This window comes from Stackebrandtia soli (assembly GCF_965137155.1).
Taxonomy (GTDB): Bacteria; Actinomycetota; Actinomycetes; order Mycobacteriales; family Micromonosporaceae; genus Stackebrandtia; species Stackebrandtia soli.
Map to the genome: position 1 here is coordinate 1 of NZ_CBCRZX010000059.1, position 14,038 is coordinate 14,038.

General features: G+C 67.0%; 13 protein-coding genes. 8 read left to right on the forward strand and 5 right to left on the reverse strand.

The genetic code is table 11. The annotated features are described in order from the left end of the window. Window positions 1-370: 370 nt before the first annotated feature. Together ACM9NP_RS21880 and ACM9NP_RS21885 are read right to left on the reverse strand one after the other, a co-directional pair. Complete coding sequence (locus ACM9NP_RS21880; protein ID WP_415648641.1) at window positions 371-1,438, reverse strand: hypothetical protein; 1,068 nt, start codon at window positions 1,436-1,438, stop codon at window positions 371-373. After that, window positions 1,435-1,986 (reverse strand): hypothetical protein, encoded by a 552-nt coding sequence (locus ACM9NP_RS21885; RefSeq protein WP_415648642.1) that lies wholly within the window; start codon window positions 1,984-1,986, stop codon window positions 1,435-1,437. The genes ACM9NP_RS21880 and ACM9NP_RS21885 overlap by 4 nt, the downstream gene beginning before the upstream one ends. Window positions 1,987-2,927: 941 nt before the next feature. Here ACM9NP_RS21885 and ACM9NP_RS21890 point away from each other — a divergent pair. Then, window positions 2,928-3,944, forward strand: coding sequence for a GNAT family N-acetyltransferase (locus tag ACM9NP_RS21890; RefSeq protein ID WP_415648643.1), 1,017 nt, complete (start codon window positions 2,928-2,930; stop codon window positions 3,942-3,944). A 452-nt stretch (window positions 3,945-4,396) separates the two neighbouring features. Here ACM9NP_RS21890 and clpB read toward each other — a convergent pair whose 3' ends face one another. Further along, window positions 4,397-6,988, reverse strand: a complete 2,592-nt coding sequence (gene clpB, locus ACM9NP_RS21895; RefSeq protein ID WP_415648644.1) for an ATP-dependent chaperone ClpB — start codon at window positions 6,986-6,988, stop codon at window positions 4,397-4,399. Window positions 6,989-7,180: 192 nt separating this feature from the next. On the opposite strand from clpB, the gene ACM9NP_RS21900 reads away from it, so the two are divergent. Further along, on the forward strand, window positions 7,181-7,939 hold the full coding sequence (locus ACM9NP_RS21900; protein ID WP_415648645.1) for an SDR family NAD(P)-dependent oxidoreductase: 759 nt from the start codon (window positions 7,181-7,183) through the stop codon (window positions 7,937-7,939). 61 nt (window positions 7,940-8,000) lie between these two features. Beyond that, window positions 8,001-8,414 (forward strand): RidA family protein, encoded by a 414-nt coding sequence (locus ACM9NP_RS21905; protein ID WP_415648646.1) that lies wholly within the window; start codon window positions 8,001-8,003, stop codon window positions 8,412-8,414. Window positions 8,415-8,559: 145 nt separating this feature from the next. Here ACM9NP_RS21905 and ACM9NP_RS21910 read toward each other — a convergent pair whose 3' ends face one another. After that, window positions 8,560-9,348 (reverse strand): PaaX family transcriptional regulator, encoded by a 789-nt coding sequence (locus ACM9NP_RS21910; protein WP_415648647.1) that lies wholly within the window; start codon window positions 9,346-9,348, stop codon window positions 8,560-8,562. 247 nt (window positions 9,349-9,595) lie between these two features. Here ACM9NP_RS21910 and ACM9NP_RS21915 point away from each other — a divergent pair, with 247 nt between their 5' ends. Then, window positions 9,596-11,188, forward strand: a complete 1,593-nt coding sequence (locus ACM9NP_RS21915) for an AMP-binding protein (protein ID WP_415648648.1) — start codon at window positions 9,596-9,598, stop codon at window positions 11,186-11,188. 1 nt (window position 11,189) lies between these two features. Here ACM9NP_RS21915 and ACM9NP_RS21920 read toward each other — a convergent pair whose 3' ends face one another. Continuing rightward, window positions 11,190-11,765, reverse strand: a complete 576-nt coding sequence (locus ACM9NP_RS21920) for a DUF1707 SHOCT-like domain-containing protein (protein ID WP_415648649.1) — start codon at window positions 11,763-11,765, stop codon at window positions 11,190-11,192. A 117-nt stretch (window positions 11,766-11,882) separates the two neighbouring features. On the opposite strand from ACM9NP_RS21920, the gene ACM9NP_RS21925 reads away from it, so the two are divergent. From ACM9NP_RS21925 to ACM9NP_RS21940, 4 genes are all read left to right on the forward strand, one after another. Further along, the gene (locus ACM9NP_RS21925) at window positions 11,883-12,449 is read left to right on the forward strand and encodes a dienelactone hydrolase family protein (RefSeq protein ID WP_415648650.1); all 567 of its coding nucleotides are present in this window, start codon (window positions 11,883-11,885) and stop codon (window positions 12,447-12,449) included. Window positions 12,450-12,731: 282 nt separating this feature from the next. Then, a complete protein-coding gene (locus ACM9NP_RS21930) occupies window positions 12,732-13,049 on the forward strand; it encodes a YbaB/EbfC family nucleoid-associated protein (protein WP_415648651.1) in 318 nt (105 codons plus the stop codon). After that, a complete protein-coding gene (locus ACM9NP_RS21935) occupies window positions 13,046-13,399 on the forward strand; it encodes a YbaB/EbfC family nucleoid-associated protein (RefSeq protein WP_415648652.1) in 354 nt (117 codons plus the stop codon). The genes ACM9NP_RS21930 and ACM9NP_RS21935 overlap by 4 nt, the downstream gene beginning before the upstream one ends. Continuing rightward, window positions 13,396-14,037: a hypothetical protein gene (locus ACM9NP_RS21940; RefSeq protein WP_415648653.1), complete on the forward strand. Its 642-nt coding sequence runs from the start codon at window positions 13,396-13,398 to the stop codon at window positions 14,035-14,037. The genes ACM9NP_RS21935 and ACM9NP_RS21940 overlap by 4 nt, the downstream gene beginning before the upstream one ends. Window position 14,038: the final 1 nt, after the last annotated feature.

Here is a 14,038-nt window from a genome sequence, read left to right on the forward strand (position 1 = left end):
CTTCGGCTTGGTGGGGCGGGTTACGTGGCCGCAGGGTGGGGACTGACAGGAAGTGAGACCCACCAAGCCGCAGAACCTGACCCGTGACGAGCAGTAACGCGCCGTGGTCTGTGAATGTCGAGCCCGATGTGGGCGGGCTACTTGGGGCGGAGTTCCACCACTCGTCGTCTGTGGGGGCCTCCAAACCTCCGCCCCATGCTGACCAGCGTATGCGGTGCCCAGGCGTGGCCGTCAAACTGGAACCCGGGGGCCTGTGGACAACGCACCGATTGTGGAAAACCCACAAAGGATGAATGCCGCAGTGGAATGGATGGGGTGGGTTCCGGTGGGGGTCCTGCCTTGCCCGCCACCGGAACCCGTGCGGCGGAGGTCAGATCATGGTGGGGGTGAGATGACGTGGCGCGGGTCGACGGTGCCGACGCCTCGAACGCTCACGGGTGCGCTTCCTCGGTTTCTTCTTCGTGGTGTGGGAGAGGCGTTCGAGTTCGCTGTCACGCGCTGCGGTGTCAGCGGTGTTCAACGTCGGATACCGCTGGTGGAGTTCGTGGACGAGTTTCCGGCAGGGCCATTCGGTGTGGCAGTCGCGGCACGTCTTCGCCCACCACAACGGTTGCCGAGACAGTCGAGTTCCGAACAGCCACAACAACATTCGACGCATCAGATTCCATCGGGGCACATGCACGGATGTCGCCGGGGTTTCGTCGTCGGAGCCGGCCATCCCGACTGGTTCTGGTTCGCGGGTGTTGTTGCGCTGCATCGGAACCCGGACCGTGTGCGGCTCCGCTATCCGGGTGGGCCGGTTGAGCGGTGGGTGTGGCGTGAACTTTCCGTTCGTCCGGGGATAGACCGTCGCCCGCCCGATCGCACGTGCCGCGTTGGGTCGCCGGAACTCGAACGGGTGCCTCGGCGCGGCAGGGCATTCGGTCGACTCGGCACGGTCTTCAGCTTCACCGCTCGGGGTTATCTGTTCGGGTTTCGTTCCCCACCAGTCGAAGGAGTCATCACCGGGTTGGCACTTGTCGAGGATCCGCCGCGCGAGGTCCCGCCAATGGTCGCGGTTGCGTTCCTCCACTGGAGTCGGCACGGGCTCGGGTCCGGTGGAGGCGCGCATGACGAGTGGTGGTGTTCGGTCGCGTTGCTGGCGTTCGGCCCACTGCTCGTCCACACGGTCGCGGTGGGCGTTCAACACGCGTTCACGCCAACCCAATCTGTCCCATTCGGATTGAGTCGGGTCCGGTTCCGGTATCGGGTACCGGTCGCGGCGGATCTTCCGTGCGGCGTCGCGTTCGCCCTCCCGCGCGAGACGTTCCTTGTGCGGGTCACGCTCACCCCGTACCGGGCGGCCGAATTTCAGCAGGGACGACACCGTCACCCGCTCCGCGTCGGGGGCCAGGACGGGGGCGGGCTCTACATCGAGGTTCCATACGAGAGTTGTCACGGCCGGACCTCCGTCCGCTCGGAACGCGCACTCCCAGTGTCAGGTGTCGGCTCGGAATCCGTTGGGGGACAGTCGGTGTCGGTCGGTCGTTGCGCGACTTCCGGTTCCCCCGCCGGCTCGCGTGGCGGTACTGGGGTGGACCGGTACCGGTCCACCGTGGATCGGGTGACGAACCACGACACGGCGGGATCGCCGAGCCAGGGCCGCTGAGCGGGCATCGGGAACAGGAGCGGGACGGCCGTGTCGATACCCGCGACCGACCCGACGTGCGCCGCGACCGCGCCACCGGCACCCAGCAGGTCGAGGCGCGCTTCGCCGTCACCGATGTACGTGATGGCGATCAGGCGATGCCCGAGTTTGAACAGGCCGAGAGAGCGAGGCGGGTCGTCGTCCGGGCGGGTGGTCGCGGCGTACGCGGCACCAGCGGCGACGAGCGGTGTGGACCGTGTTGCGCGGGACGGCGAGAGCGAGTAGCTGCGGGACGTCGTAGCGGCGCCACGTTGCTCGGCCGGGCCGACCGGGCAGTGGGCAGGGTCGTAAATGGGCATGGCGAATGAACCCCCAAGAAGAACGGATCCATCGACCGTCGTCGTCATCCCTAAGAGACAGTCGATAGTGGCTTGCGGTGGGCCGGGAGGACGCGAGCGTCGTCCGAGCTCGTCGCGGGTGCCTATTGTGGACGAATAGAGCGGCCGGGTGAAGCTCCGTCCGAGAACACGCGCGGGGAGGACGAGTCGGATCGGGGACGCGTCCCGTCCTCTCGACGCCACCGGGGACACCGCACCGCCAGAGAACAGGGCGGTGTGGGTAATCCGCAGGTCAGGCGCGTCACGGTATCGACGGCTGTGAACGTCTGCGGTATCAGGTAGCCGGGCCGTTACCCGGCTGGCACAATGGGTACAGAACGAGACTGGTTTCCGTCCATGGCGGGAACCTCCTTTCGGTTCGAGACCGGAGCGGGCAGCTTCGTAGGCCTTGGCCGCTCCGGTCGTCTTATATCTCCACACCCGAGGGTGGGAACTCTTGTGGAGTGATCACGAAATGATCACGATGGAATGCTACTAGCATCCCGACGCGATCGGAATGCCCCACCCCCCATAATCGACACTTCTGTATGTGCCGCTCCTTCTATCACCGGCGGTCGCCGTTCGCGGCTCGGTGGGGCTCCCGTCATGTCGATGCCTCGCTTCGCGGGCCAGTACATCACCCCACCAAGTCGAAGAACAGTCCATTTAGGTGCCTGCCCGCCACTCCAACCGGGTGGCCACAGGCTCACGGCTTGGTGAGGCGGCGTACGAGATGAAACGCTGCCGGTTCGCGTCCCCGCGCGATCAGATCTCCGTGAGGCACCAGGCGCGTGAGGAGTTCACCGCGAGATCCTACCCTGAGGACTATATCCACAATGGTGCAGTTGCGCTCCGGGTACGCGTCCTTCGTCGCTGGCGAAAACTGTTTGCGTGGACGCTGAGCACGGGCACAGACTGTATTCATGCAGATCACACCCGTCGATATCCACGACGATGCCGAACTCGACGCCGTCTACGCGCTGCGGAAGACGGCGTCGGATCACGACACTCCCGAACGCGCCGGGCCGTGCGCGATCGCGTTCCCAAGATCGCTGCGGCACCCGAGGGCCGGGTCCGAGCTTGTCTCATTTGTTGCGCGGGTCGACGGTCACATCGTCGGCGGCGTTCAGCTGTTCCTGCCCACCAAGGACAACACGCACTTCGCCGGTGTCCAGGTGGTCGTCCATCCCGAACATCGGCGGCGCGGCATCGGCCGCGCGCTGCTCGACCACGGTCTCGACACCGCGCGCGAGCTGGGCCGGACCACGGTCTCCGGCGGCGTCGACGCCACGCGCGACGGAGGGGGACCCGTCCGATCCGAAGCCGGACGCCTGTTCGCCCAAGGCGCCGGGTTCACCCCGGCGCTGACGCTCGTCAACCGCACCCTCGACTTCACGACCGTCGACGCCGTCGACGAGGAACGACTCATGGTCGAGGCGCTCGCCAAATCCGGTGACTACGAGACGATCGCGTGGAGCGACGCCACGCCTCCCGAGCTACAGGGTCCGCTGGGCGTCCTGCAAAGCACGTTCATCAGTGAGGCGCCCATGGGCGATCTGGACCTGGAGGAGGAGAAGGTCGACGTCGATCACGTCCGCGAGACCGACGCTCACAACGCGCTGCTCGGCTATCGGACCTTCGGTGTCGCCGCCCGGCTCGTCGGCAGCACCGAGATCGCGGCGTTCACTCGGATCGGAGTGCCGACGAACCCCGGTGACCACGCGGAACAGTGGATGACGATCGCGGCGGCCGGGCATCGCGGACATCGCCTGGGCCTGCGCGTGAAGCTGGAGAACCATCGCCTGCTGCGGGCGTCGATGCCCAATGTCCGATATGTACACACGGACAACGCGGATGTCAACGGCCCGATGATCCGCGTCAACGACGCGCTCGGCTTCCGCCCCACCGACCTTTGTATCGAGTACCAGCGCGCACTGTAACTCGGTAGCCGGGTGGTCGCGGACCTTCGGCTTGGTGAGGCGATGTACGGACAGGTGCCTCTCTGCCGTGACGGTGGTCGAGCCCCACCAAGCCGGGAAACCGGGCCACCGACCTACCGGAGGAGACCGACGGGGATCTCGCAGTTTGCGGGTGGTCGTCTTTCGCGGCTTGGTGGGGCTCCCCTCCTGGCAGTGCATCGCGTGCGGTCGCGTACGCCGCCCCACCAAGCCGTGACTCTCGGGCGACCTGGCTCGGGCAGCGAATCGTTGGTGCCCAAGCAGAAAGCGATCTGTGGCGGTACACAGCGCTTCAGTCGGTCGGTGGTCAAGTCTTCCGGCTTGGTGGGGCTTTCTTGGAGTCCGCTGCGAACGCGTCTTTCCCGTACGCCGCCCCACCAAGCCGAAGGTTGTGCTGCTCGCGGGGTGGTTCGCCCCCACCAAACCGAAGGTTTCTACGCCGCCGTGACGATGAGGCCGTGGCCGTCCTCCGTGACATCGACGGAGACCGTGTCCCCGTCGCGAATCTCGTTCGCCAACAGCTTGCGCGCCAACTGATCGCCGATGGCCGTCTGTACGAGACGCCGCAACGGTCGCGCCCCGTACACCGGGTCGAAACCGCGCTCCGCGAGCCAGCCGCGCGCGGCGTCGTCGACGGCGAGCTTCAACCGGCGGTCCGTCAACCGCTCCGCCAGGTGCGACAAGGCGACGTCCACGATCGACTTGAGTTCGTTCGCCGACAACGCGTCGAACACGACGATGTCGTCCAGACGGTTCAGGAACTCCGGCTTGAAGTGCTCCCGCACGCCCGCGAGCACTGCTTCCTTTCGCGCGTGCGGCGACAACGTCGGGTCCGCGATCGCCGACGAACCGAGGTTCGACGTGAGGATCAGGATCGTGTTGCGGAAGTCGACCGTCCGGCCTTGACCGTCGGTGAGCCGCCCATCGTCGAGTACCTGCAGCAGGGTGTCGAAGACACCGGGGTGAGCCTTCTCCACCTCGTCCAGCAGCACGACCGAGTAGGGGCGTCGCCGCACGGCCTCCGTCAGCTGGCCGCCCTCCTCGTAACCGACGTAACCGGGGGGCGCGCCGACGAGCCGCGCCACCGAATGCCGTTCCGAGTACTCACTCATGTCGATACGGACCATCGCCCGTTCGTCGTCGAACAGGAACTCCGCCAACGCTTTGGCGAGTTCCGTCTTGCCGACGCCGGTCGGTCCGCAGAACAGGAACGAACCGGTCGGGCGGTTCGCGTCGGAGATGCCCGCGCGGGCGCGCCGCACCGCGTCCGACACTGCCGAGACCGCCGCGTCCTGACCGACGACCCGTTTGCCCAGTTCGGACTCCATGCGCAGCAGCTTCGCCGTCTCCGCCTCGATCAACCGGCCCGCCGGGATGCCCGTCCACGACGACACGACCTCCGCGATGTCGTCGTTGTCGACCTCCTCCTTCAGCATCGCGCCGGAGGCCTGGAGCTCCGTCAACTCCCTTTCCGCGCTCGCCAGTTTCCTTTCCAGCTCGGGAATCCGGGCGTACCGCAGCTCGGAGGCGAGCGCCAGGTCCGAGTCTCGCTCGGCGCGTTCCGCCTCCCCGCGCAGCTGCTCCAGTTCCTCCTTCGTCGCCGAGATCGCGGTGATGTGCTCCTTCTCGTTGGACCAGCGCTGCGAGACGGCCGTCAACTCCTCGCGGCGGTCCGCCAACTCACGTCGCAGCTGGTCGAGACGCTGCGCCGACGCCGCGTCGGCCTCCTTCTCCAGCGCCATCTCCTCGATCTCCATGCGTTTGACGGCGCGCTCGATCTCGTCGACCTCGACGGGCCGCGAGTCGATCTCCATCCGCAGCCGGGACGCCGCCTCGTCGATCAGGTCGATCGCCTTGTCCGGCAGGAAACGGTCGGTGATGTAGCGGTCGGACAGGTTCGCCGCCGCCACGAGCGCCGTGTCGGTGATGCGCACGCCGTGGTGGACCTCGTAGCGTTCCTTGAGGCCGCGCAGGATACCGACGGTGTCTGGAATGGACGGTTCGCCGACGAGGACCGGCTGGAAACGTCGTTCCAGGGCCGGGTCCTTCTCGATGTGCTGTCGGTATTCGTCCAAAGTGGTGGCGCCGACCATGCGGAGTTCGCCGCGCGCCAGCATCGGCTTGAGCATGTTCGACGCGTCCATCGAACCCTCGCTCTTGCCCGCGCCGACCATGGTGTGCAGTTCGTCGAGGAACGTGATGATCTGACCGTTGGAGGACTTGATCTCCTCGAGCACCGACTTCAGGCGCTCCTCGAACTGGCCGCGATACTGCGCTCCGGCGACCATCGCGCCCAGATCCAGGGAGACGACGCGACGGTCCCGCAGCGATTCGGGGACATCGCCCGCGACGATCCGCTGCGCCAGTCCTTCCGCGATCGCGGTCTTGCCGACGCCGGGCTCACCGATCAGGACGGGGTTGTTCTTGGTACGCCTCGACAGGACCTGGATGACACGCCGGATCTCGGTGTCGCGCCCGATCACCGGGTCGACCTTCCCCGCGCGTGCGGCGGCCGTCAGGTCGATGCCGTACTTCTCCAGCGCCTTGTACCCGCTCTCGCTGTCGGGACTGGTCACCTTCCGATCGCCGCCACGGACCGTCGGGAACGCCGCGATCAGGTTCTTCTCCGTCACGCCCGCGCGCTCCAGCGCCCGGCCGCACTCGCCGCCGACCGAGGCGAGCCCCGCGAGCAGGTGCTCCGTCGAGACGTACTCGTCCCCAACGGAGTCAGCGAGCCGATCGGCGGTGTTGATGGCGTTCAACAACTCGCGGGACATCGACGGTTCGGCCACCGACGATCCGCTCACGGACGGCAGACCGGCGAGCCCACCGGCTGCGGCCGTCGACAGCTCCGCCGGGTCCGCTCCGACGGCGCGCAGCAGCGCCGGTGCCGTCGATCCGTCGATCTGGAGCAGGGTCGCCAACAGGTGCCACGGTTCGACGGTGGCGTGGCCGGAGCGTTCGGCCTGCTTCGCCGCCGCCGCGATGACCTCGCGGCTCTTCGTCGTCAATCGCTCCACGTTCATAGGGCCTCCCGATTCGATCCGCGACGCGTGCCATGGGCTCACCGGACGGCGGCACGCCAACCCGACAGCGGCGGACCGCCAACAACGACGATCCGCAGACTTGAGTCTAGAACGCTCAACTCTGCGGCGGCAAGTCAGATCCGCCCACGCGCTCCTGTCGCCGTGCGCTTGCGGGCCGATACAGTGACCCGCATGACGGATACGCCGACCGCCGTGATCACCGGGGCGGGCCGTGGCATCGGTCGGGCCGTGGCACTTCTCCTGTCCCGCAACGGATACCGCGTCGTCCTGACCGCCCGCAACGTCGACGAACTGACCGCGACGGCGGACGAGTGCCCGGGCGCCGCCCACATCGTCCCCGGCGACCTCACCGAAGCGACGACCGTCGATCGACTGTTCGACGAGGCCGCCGACGTCTTCTCCCCACCGTCGGTACTCGTGCTCAACGCCGGCGCGGCCTCATCGGCGCCGCTGCCCGCCATCACCGACGAGGACTGGGCGCACCAGCTCGACCTCAACCTCACCGCACCGTTCCGCTGCCTGCGCCGCGCCGTTCCCGCCATGCGGAAGGCGGGCCACGGCCGCGTCGTCGCGATCGCGTCGATGGCGTCCAAGCAGGGCGAGCCCTACATCGCCGCGTACACCGCCGCCAAGCACGGACTGCTCGGCCTGGTCCGCGCCGCCGCCGCCGAACTCGCGAACACGGGCGTCACCGTCAACGCCGTCTGTCCCGGCTATGTGGACACGCCGATGACCGACCGGTCCGTCGCCAACATCGCCGACCGCACCGGCATGTCGCTGGAGAAGGCGCGCGGCATCCTCGCCGCGAAGCAGCCGATCGGGCGGCTCATCGATGTCGAGGAGGTCGCCGACGCCGTGATGCTGTGCGTCGGCACCGGCGCCATCACCGGCCAGGGCATCAACGTGGACGGCGGGACGGTGCAGTCGTGACGGCCGTCGCCCGAACTCCGAGCCGACGGCGTCGTGCTCGCAATCAGGACAACATGGACGAATGGATTATGAGGTCGTGAACGAGTACGTCAACCCGCCCGAGCTTCCCGCGCCGTCGGGATTCACCCACGCCGTCGTCGCCCCACCCGGCCGCACCGTCCACCTGGCCGGGCAGACCGCGCTCGACACGACCGGGGCGATCGTCGGCGACGACGTCGTGGCCCAGTTCGAGATCTGCCTGACGCACCTGCTCACCGCCCTACGCGCGGCAGGGGGCGCGCCGGAACACCTTGTCAGCACCCGGATCTACATCGTGGACATACCGGACTACCGGCGCCGCGCTCGCGACATCGGCAGGGTCTGGCGTCGCCTCGTCGGCACCACGTACCCCGCGATGGCGGGCATCGGCGTCGCGAGACTCTGGGACGACGAGGCGCTCGTCGAGATCGAGGGCGTCGCGGTCATCCCGGACTGAATGCACCACAACCGTCCACTCCGCTTGGTTGGCCAAACGTCTCGCTTGGTTGGGCAAATTGCGAAAACACGCCTGTTTCGAACATTTGCCCAACCAAGCGGAACTTTTAACCAACCAAGCGGAACTTTTAACCAACCAAGCGGGGCTAGGTGTTCGGGCCGGAGAGCAGCCGTTGGGCCTCCTTCTCGGCGGGGACGGTGAGCCGGTCGGAGAGCTCGCCGAACAGGCGCCATGCCGCGTGTCCGGGCCAGTCGTCGGGGAGCAGTTCCCCCGGTAGGCCGGGATCGAGATAGGGCAGACGACGCCAGTGGGTGACGGCCCGCACCCAGGTCGACAGCGCCGCGTCCGTGTCCATTTCGGAGAAATCCTCGATGAAGCGGTGATACCGTGCCGCGAGACTCGGCAGGTCCCACCACGACGCGACCGCCTCCCGTGTCGGGGTCTCGCCGAGATACGTCGACGCGAACAGCGAGACATAGGCGATGAGTCCGTTGCGGCGCAAGACGTTCCGGGTCGGTTCGATCATCCGGGACGGCGCCACCCAGACGCCGGGCGCGGCCTGACCGAAGCCGAGCCACGTCAGCTCCCGCCGGAGCAGGTGTCGCTTCTCCCGTTGCGACTCGGGAACGGTGTACACGCACAACACCCACGTGTCGGTCGGGCTGTCGGGTACTCCGCCGAAGATCCGGTCGTCCCCCTCGGCGAGCACCCGCTCGCCCGTCGGCGTCAGCGCGTACGCCGCCGCCCCGCCGACGCGCGTCGACCGCAACAGGTCGCGGCGTTTCAGCCGTGACACCGCGGCCCGTACCGCCTGTTCGTCGACGTCGAGGCGGGCGAGCAGGCGCACCAGTCCCGCGACGGGAAGCGCCCGCCGTCCCTCGCTTCGCGCGTACAAGCCGAACACGGTGACCAGCAGCGAGCGCGGGGCGTCCACGGGCCTGTCTCCTTTCGAGTGTCCACACGACAAGCGGGTGGATCCGTCTGTGGCGGGAAAACATCCGCCGTCGCTGTGTGCGATCCCTTGACGGGCGTCACGGCCACGCAATAACGTCGTTGTCACTGTGCGGCTATTCCAGGGGTCGTCGCCGGTTTCTCGCACGGGGCGGGGCACCGGAACGACTCTCGAGGTCGCCCGTCGCGGGCGGCCCCAGTCTTACTTCTCTGACAAGAAGGGCGCGGACATGACGTCGACGTCACCGCTGAGTCCATCTGCACACCTCGACACGTTCACCAGAGACCACCTGCCCCCGCCCGAATCGTGGCCCGTCCTGGCCTTCGATCTGCCGGAGCTTCATTATCCCTCTCGGTTGAACTGCGCCGATGCGTTGCTGGACAGGACGATCGAACGCCACGGCGCGGACCGTCCCTGCCTGATCACGCCGTCGACACAGTGGACGTACGGTCGACTCGCGGCCGAGGCGGACGCGCTGGCGCACGTCCTGACCGAGGACTACGGGATCGTTCCGGGGAATCGGGTGCTGCTGCGGGGGCCGAACAACCCGATGATGGTGGCGTGTTGGTTCGCCGTCGTCAAGGTCGGGGCGGTCGTCGTGACGACCATGCCGTTGTTGAAGGAGTCCGAACTGACGGCGATCGGGCAGATCGCCCGCGTCGATCTCTCGTTGTGCGACGACCGGTTCACCACCGACCTGATCGCGGCCGACATCTCCCCGGTCGCGACCTTCTCCGAACTGGGCGAACGCGCGGGCGCGCACTCCGATCCGTTCCGGTCCGTCGACACCGCGGCCGACGACGTCGCCCTTCTCGCCTTCACGAGCGGCACGACGGGCAAACCCAAGGCCACCATGCATTTCCACCGCGATGTGCTGGCCAACGCCGACACCTTCTCCCGACACGTCCTCAAGCCGACGGCCGACGACGTGTTCGGCTGCTCGCCGCCGCTGGGGTTCACCTTCGGCCTCGGCATGGAGGTCGTGTTCCCGATGCGGGTGGGCGCGTCGTCGCTGCTGCTGGAGAAGGGCACCCCGGACATCCTGCTGCCCGCGTTGGCGGAGCACGGGGTCACGGTGATGGCGACGGCGCCGACGGCGTACCGGGCGATGGCGGCGCAACTGTCCGATAACGACGGTCTTGATCTGTCCTCCCTGCGCCGCTGTGTATCCGCCGGCGAACCACTGCCGGAGTCCACGTGGGCGACGTGGCACGACGCCACGGGGCTGCGGCTCATCGACGGCATCGGCTCCACCGAGCTGCTGCACATCTTCATCTCCGCCGCCGACGAGGCCGCTCGCCCCGGCTACACGGGGGTGCCGGTTCCCGGTTACATGGCGGCGATCCTCGACGAGGACGGCGCGACGGTGCCGGACGGGGAACTGGGCCGTCTCGCGGTGCGCGGCCCGACCGGGTGTCGCTATCTCGCCGACCCGCGCCAGGCCGAATATGTCCAACATGGATGGAACATCACGGGGGACGTGTACTCCCGCGACGCCGACGGATACTTCCGGTACCACAGTCGCAGCGACGACATGATCATCTCGGCGGGCTTCAACATCTCTGGCGCCGAGGTCGAATGGGCGTTGCTGACGCATCCGGACGTCGCCGAGTGCGCCGTCGTCGGGGTCGCCGACGACGATCGGACCATGACCGTCACGGCCTATGTCGTCGCCAAGCCCGGCGCGAAGCTCGACGAGGCCGCGGTCATCGACCACTGCCGGGATCGCATCGCCGTGTACAAGAAGCCGCGCGCGGTCGAGTTCGTGGACGCGCTGCCCCGCACGTCCACGGGAAAGGTGCAACGCTACAAACTGCGGTGACTCAAGGACGCCACCATCGGCGCCACTTTCGGCGGATCGACAACGACGACGTGGACAGTTCACCGTGGACACGGAACTCGACGCCGTCGGTGTGCGGCTTCTTCCTCGCCCTGTTCTGAGTGGCCGACATGTTGTCCGTGACGTCGTCGACGGCGTAGCCGTTCAAAGGGAGGATGATCGAGATGCTCGACGTCTTCGCCTCGATGTCGATGTCGACGACGCGGGTCTTGAGGGTCGCGCGGGAGAAGTCCAGCACTACGGAGGACTTCCGGGGCCGCACAAGGTACCGGCTCGGGGCGTTCCACACCCCGGTGCGGCGGAAGTTCGAAACGTTGGGCTTGATCTCCATCGGGGGCTGCTCGCTCGTGTCGATCGGCGAGAGGCCGTCGCCCGGCAGGTCATCGACGAGGGCGTCCAGGTCGCCGAAGGTCTTGGCCAGGTACACGGCGTCCACGCGGGTCGAGAACTCGCTGAGGTCGAGACGGCCTTCTCCGGTCGCCTCGTGCAACCGGGCGACGGTCGCCTCGCGGTCGGCGTCGCCGATGCGAATCCGGGAACGGTCAGTGGGCTCAGACATGTACATCACTGTGCCAAACGGCGCTTGGGGTCGTCCATCCGCTCGCCGGATGAAATGTCGAACGACACGCCGAGCGCCTCGTACAGATGATCGAATGATCGGTCTAGGCTGTGCCGCATGACCGAGGTACTGCTCTTTCACCACGCACAGGGCCTGACGGCCGGGTGCCTGGCCTTCGCCGACACCCTCCGCGCCGCCGGGCATGTCGTGCACACGCCGGATCTATACGACGGCAACACTTTCGCCGAGCTCGACGCGGGCATCGCCTACGCGTCCGGCGTCGGCTTCGACACCATCAGGAAGCGCGGAGTCATCGCCGCCGAGGCGCTTCCGGACGCGCTCGTCTACGCCGGTTTCTCCCTCGGGGCGATGCCCGCGCAGCAGCTCGCGCAGAGCCGCCCCGGCGCGAAGGGCGCGCTCCTCATGCACGCGGCCATTCCGCCCGCCGAGTTCGGCTCGCCATGGCCACCGGGCCTGCCGCTCCAGATCCACACGATGACCGACGACGAACTGGGCGACGCCGACGTCGCCAGCGAACTCGCGACCTCCATCGACGAGGCCGAGGTGTTCCTCTACCCCGGCGACAAGCACCTGTTCACCGACAACAGCCTGGCCGCCTACGACGCCGACGCCGCCGCGCTGGTCGAGGAGCGAGCGCTCGCCTTCCTCGATCGGATCGGCTGACGGCCGAGGTTTCGCTTGGGGGCGTTGGCGACTCGACGCCTCCAAACGCACGACCGGTGCCATTCGGACGGGCGTGCCGAGCGACGCGCCCGATTCGCCGAGATGGTCTCGGTGGAACCGGCCGACCCAGTGGCCGCTCAGCCATCCCGACGACGCTATGTCTTATATGGATGAGCAATTGTGCGGGTCTGGAATTTCTTTGTAGTGTGACGCTTGCATCCCCCAGTACAATGGCCCCAAGGGAATCAGCTGTACACGGCAGCAGACCACTGGGGATTTGAAATGGACATCAATCCGATGTCGAGGATGTTCGCCGCCCATGGCGTCGACACGAAACTCGACCTCGCCGGCGGGTCCGCCCGCCGCACCGCACGGGAACTGTTCACCATCGACCACACCGTCACCTCTGATTGCGGTGACATCAAAGTGAAGATCTCCGGCAACGGAGTGATCAAGAACGTCGGCATTCGTCCGGGAACTCTGGACCGGAGGCGGCCCGAAGAGGTCTCGACCGCGATCACGGCCGTGGTCCGGCGTGCCGAAGAGCTGCTCATCGAGGCGCTCACGGAGCACCGTCGGAACCGGGAACAACGCCGATGAGCACCGCGCGAGGAGGCCCGGAATCGTGGGTGCACCAGACCCGCGTCGCCTACGACACCTTCCTGCGGACGCTGTCGCAGGCTAGCGACGAAGCCAGAGACCTGGAAGTGGTGGGACCGTCGTCCGATGGCGGCGTTCGGGCTCGGTACCGGGGTGATTATCGGGTTCAGGGCATCCAGATCCACCCCAAGGCCTATGAGACGTACACCGAGCAGGCGTTGGCGGCCCAGGTCGTCTCGGCGATCAACTCCGCCAAGAAGATGCTGGGACAGGCCCAGCGTCGCTACGTCAACGCGCAGTTCAAGCCCGATGCCCGAGCACAGCGGCCATCGAATCGAGGGAATCAATGACGACCGTCTCCATAGAACATCAGGAAGTGCTCACCGATTTCGCGTCCGAGGTCTGCGACACGTACTACGACGAGTTCGAACCCTACGGGTCCGACTCGCTCGCCCAATCCAGTTCGGAGGACCGGTTTCGTCCGCCCGGAACGGCGTTCGGTACGTACGTGGACAATTTCTACTACACGTCCAATCCGGCGAATCTGAGTTTCGAGTACAAGCCGATGACTCCCGAGGAGTACCAGGAGCACGGTGGTGCCGACCTTTCCGGCTGGGAGGATCCGGGCGGTCCCATGAACGGATGGGAGAGAACCGGAGAGTTCTTCAGCTACCTGAGCCCGGTGTCCTGGGTCGAGCTCGGTTTCGGAAGTCATAGCTCCCAGAACCCCTGGTACGACTACTACGAGGCGATCTCGGGAGTCGAGGAGCCGAAGTCCTATTCACCGCCGACGGACGACGCTCCATGGGCGGCTCGGCTCAAAGAGGACTGGGACACCTGTGTCTTCAACCGGCAGTCGGAAGTCGACGCGGTTCGCGGGGAACTCAAGTACCTGATGCTCTGCCTGGTCGACGCCGCCGAGAAATACGCCGACACCGACCTCGGCAACTCCGTCGACCTCGACAAGTACGACCAGGAGGGGTGCTGAA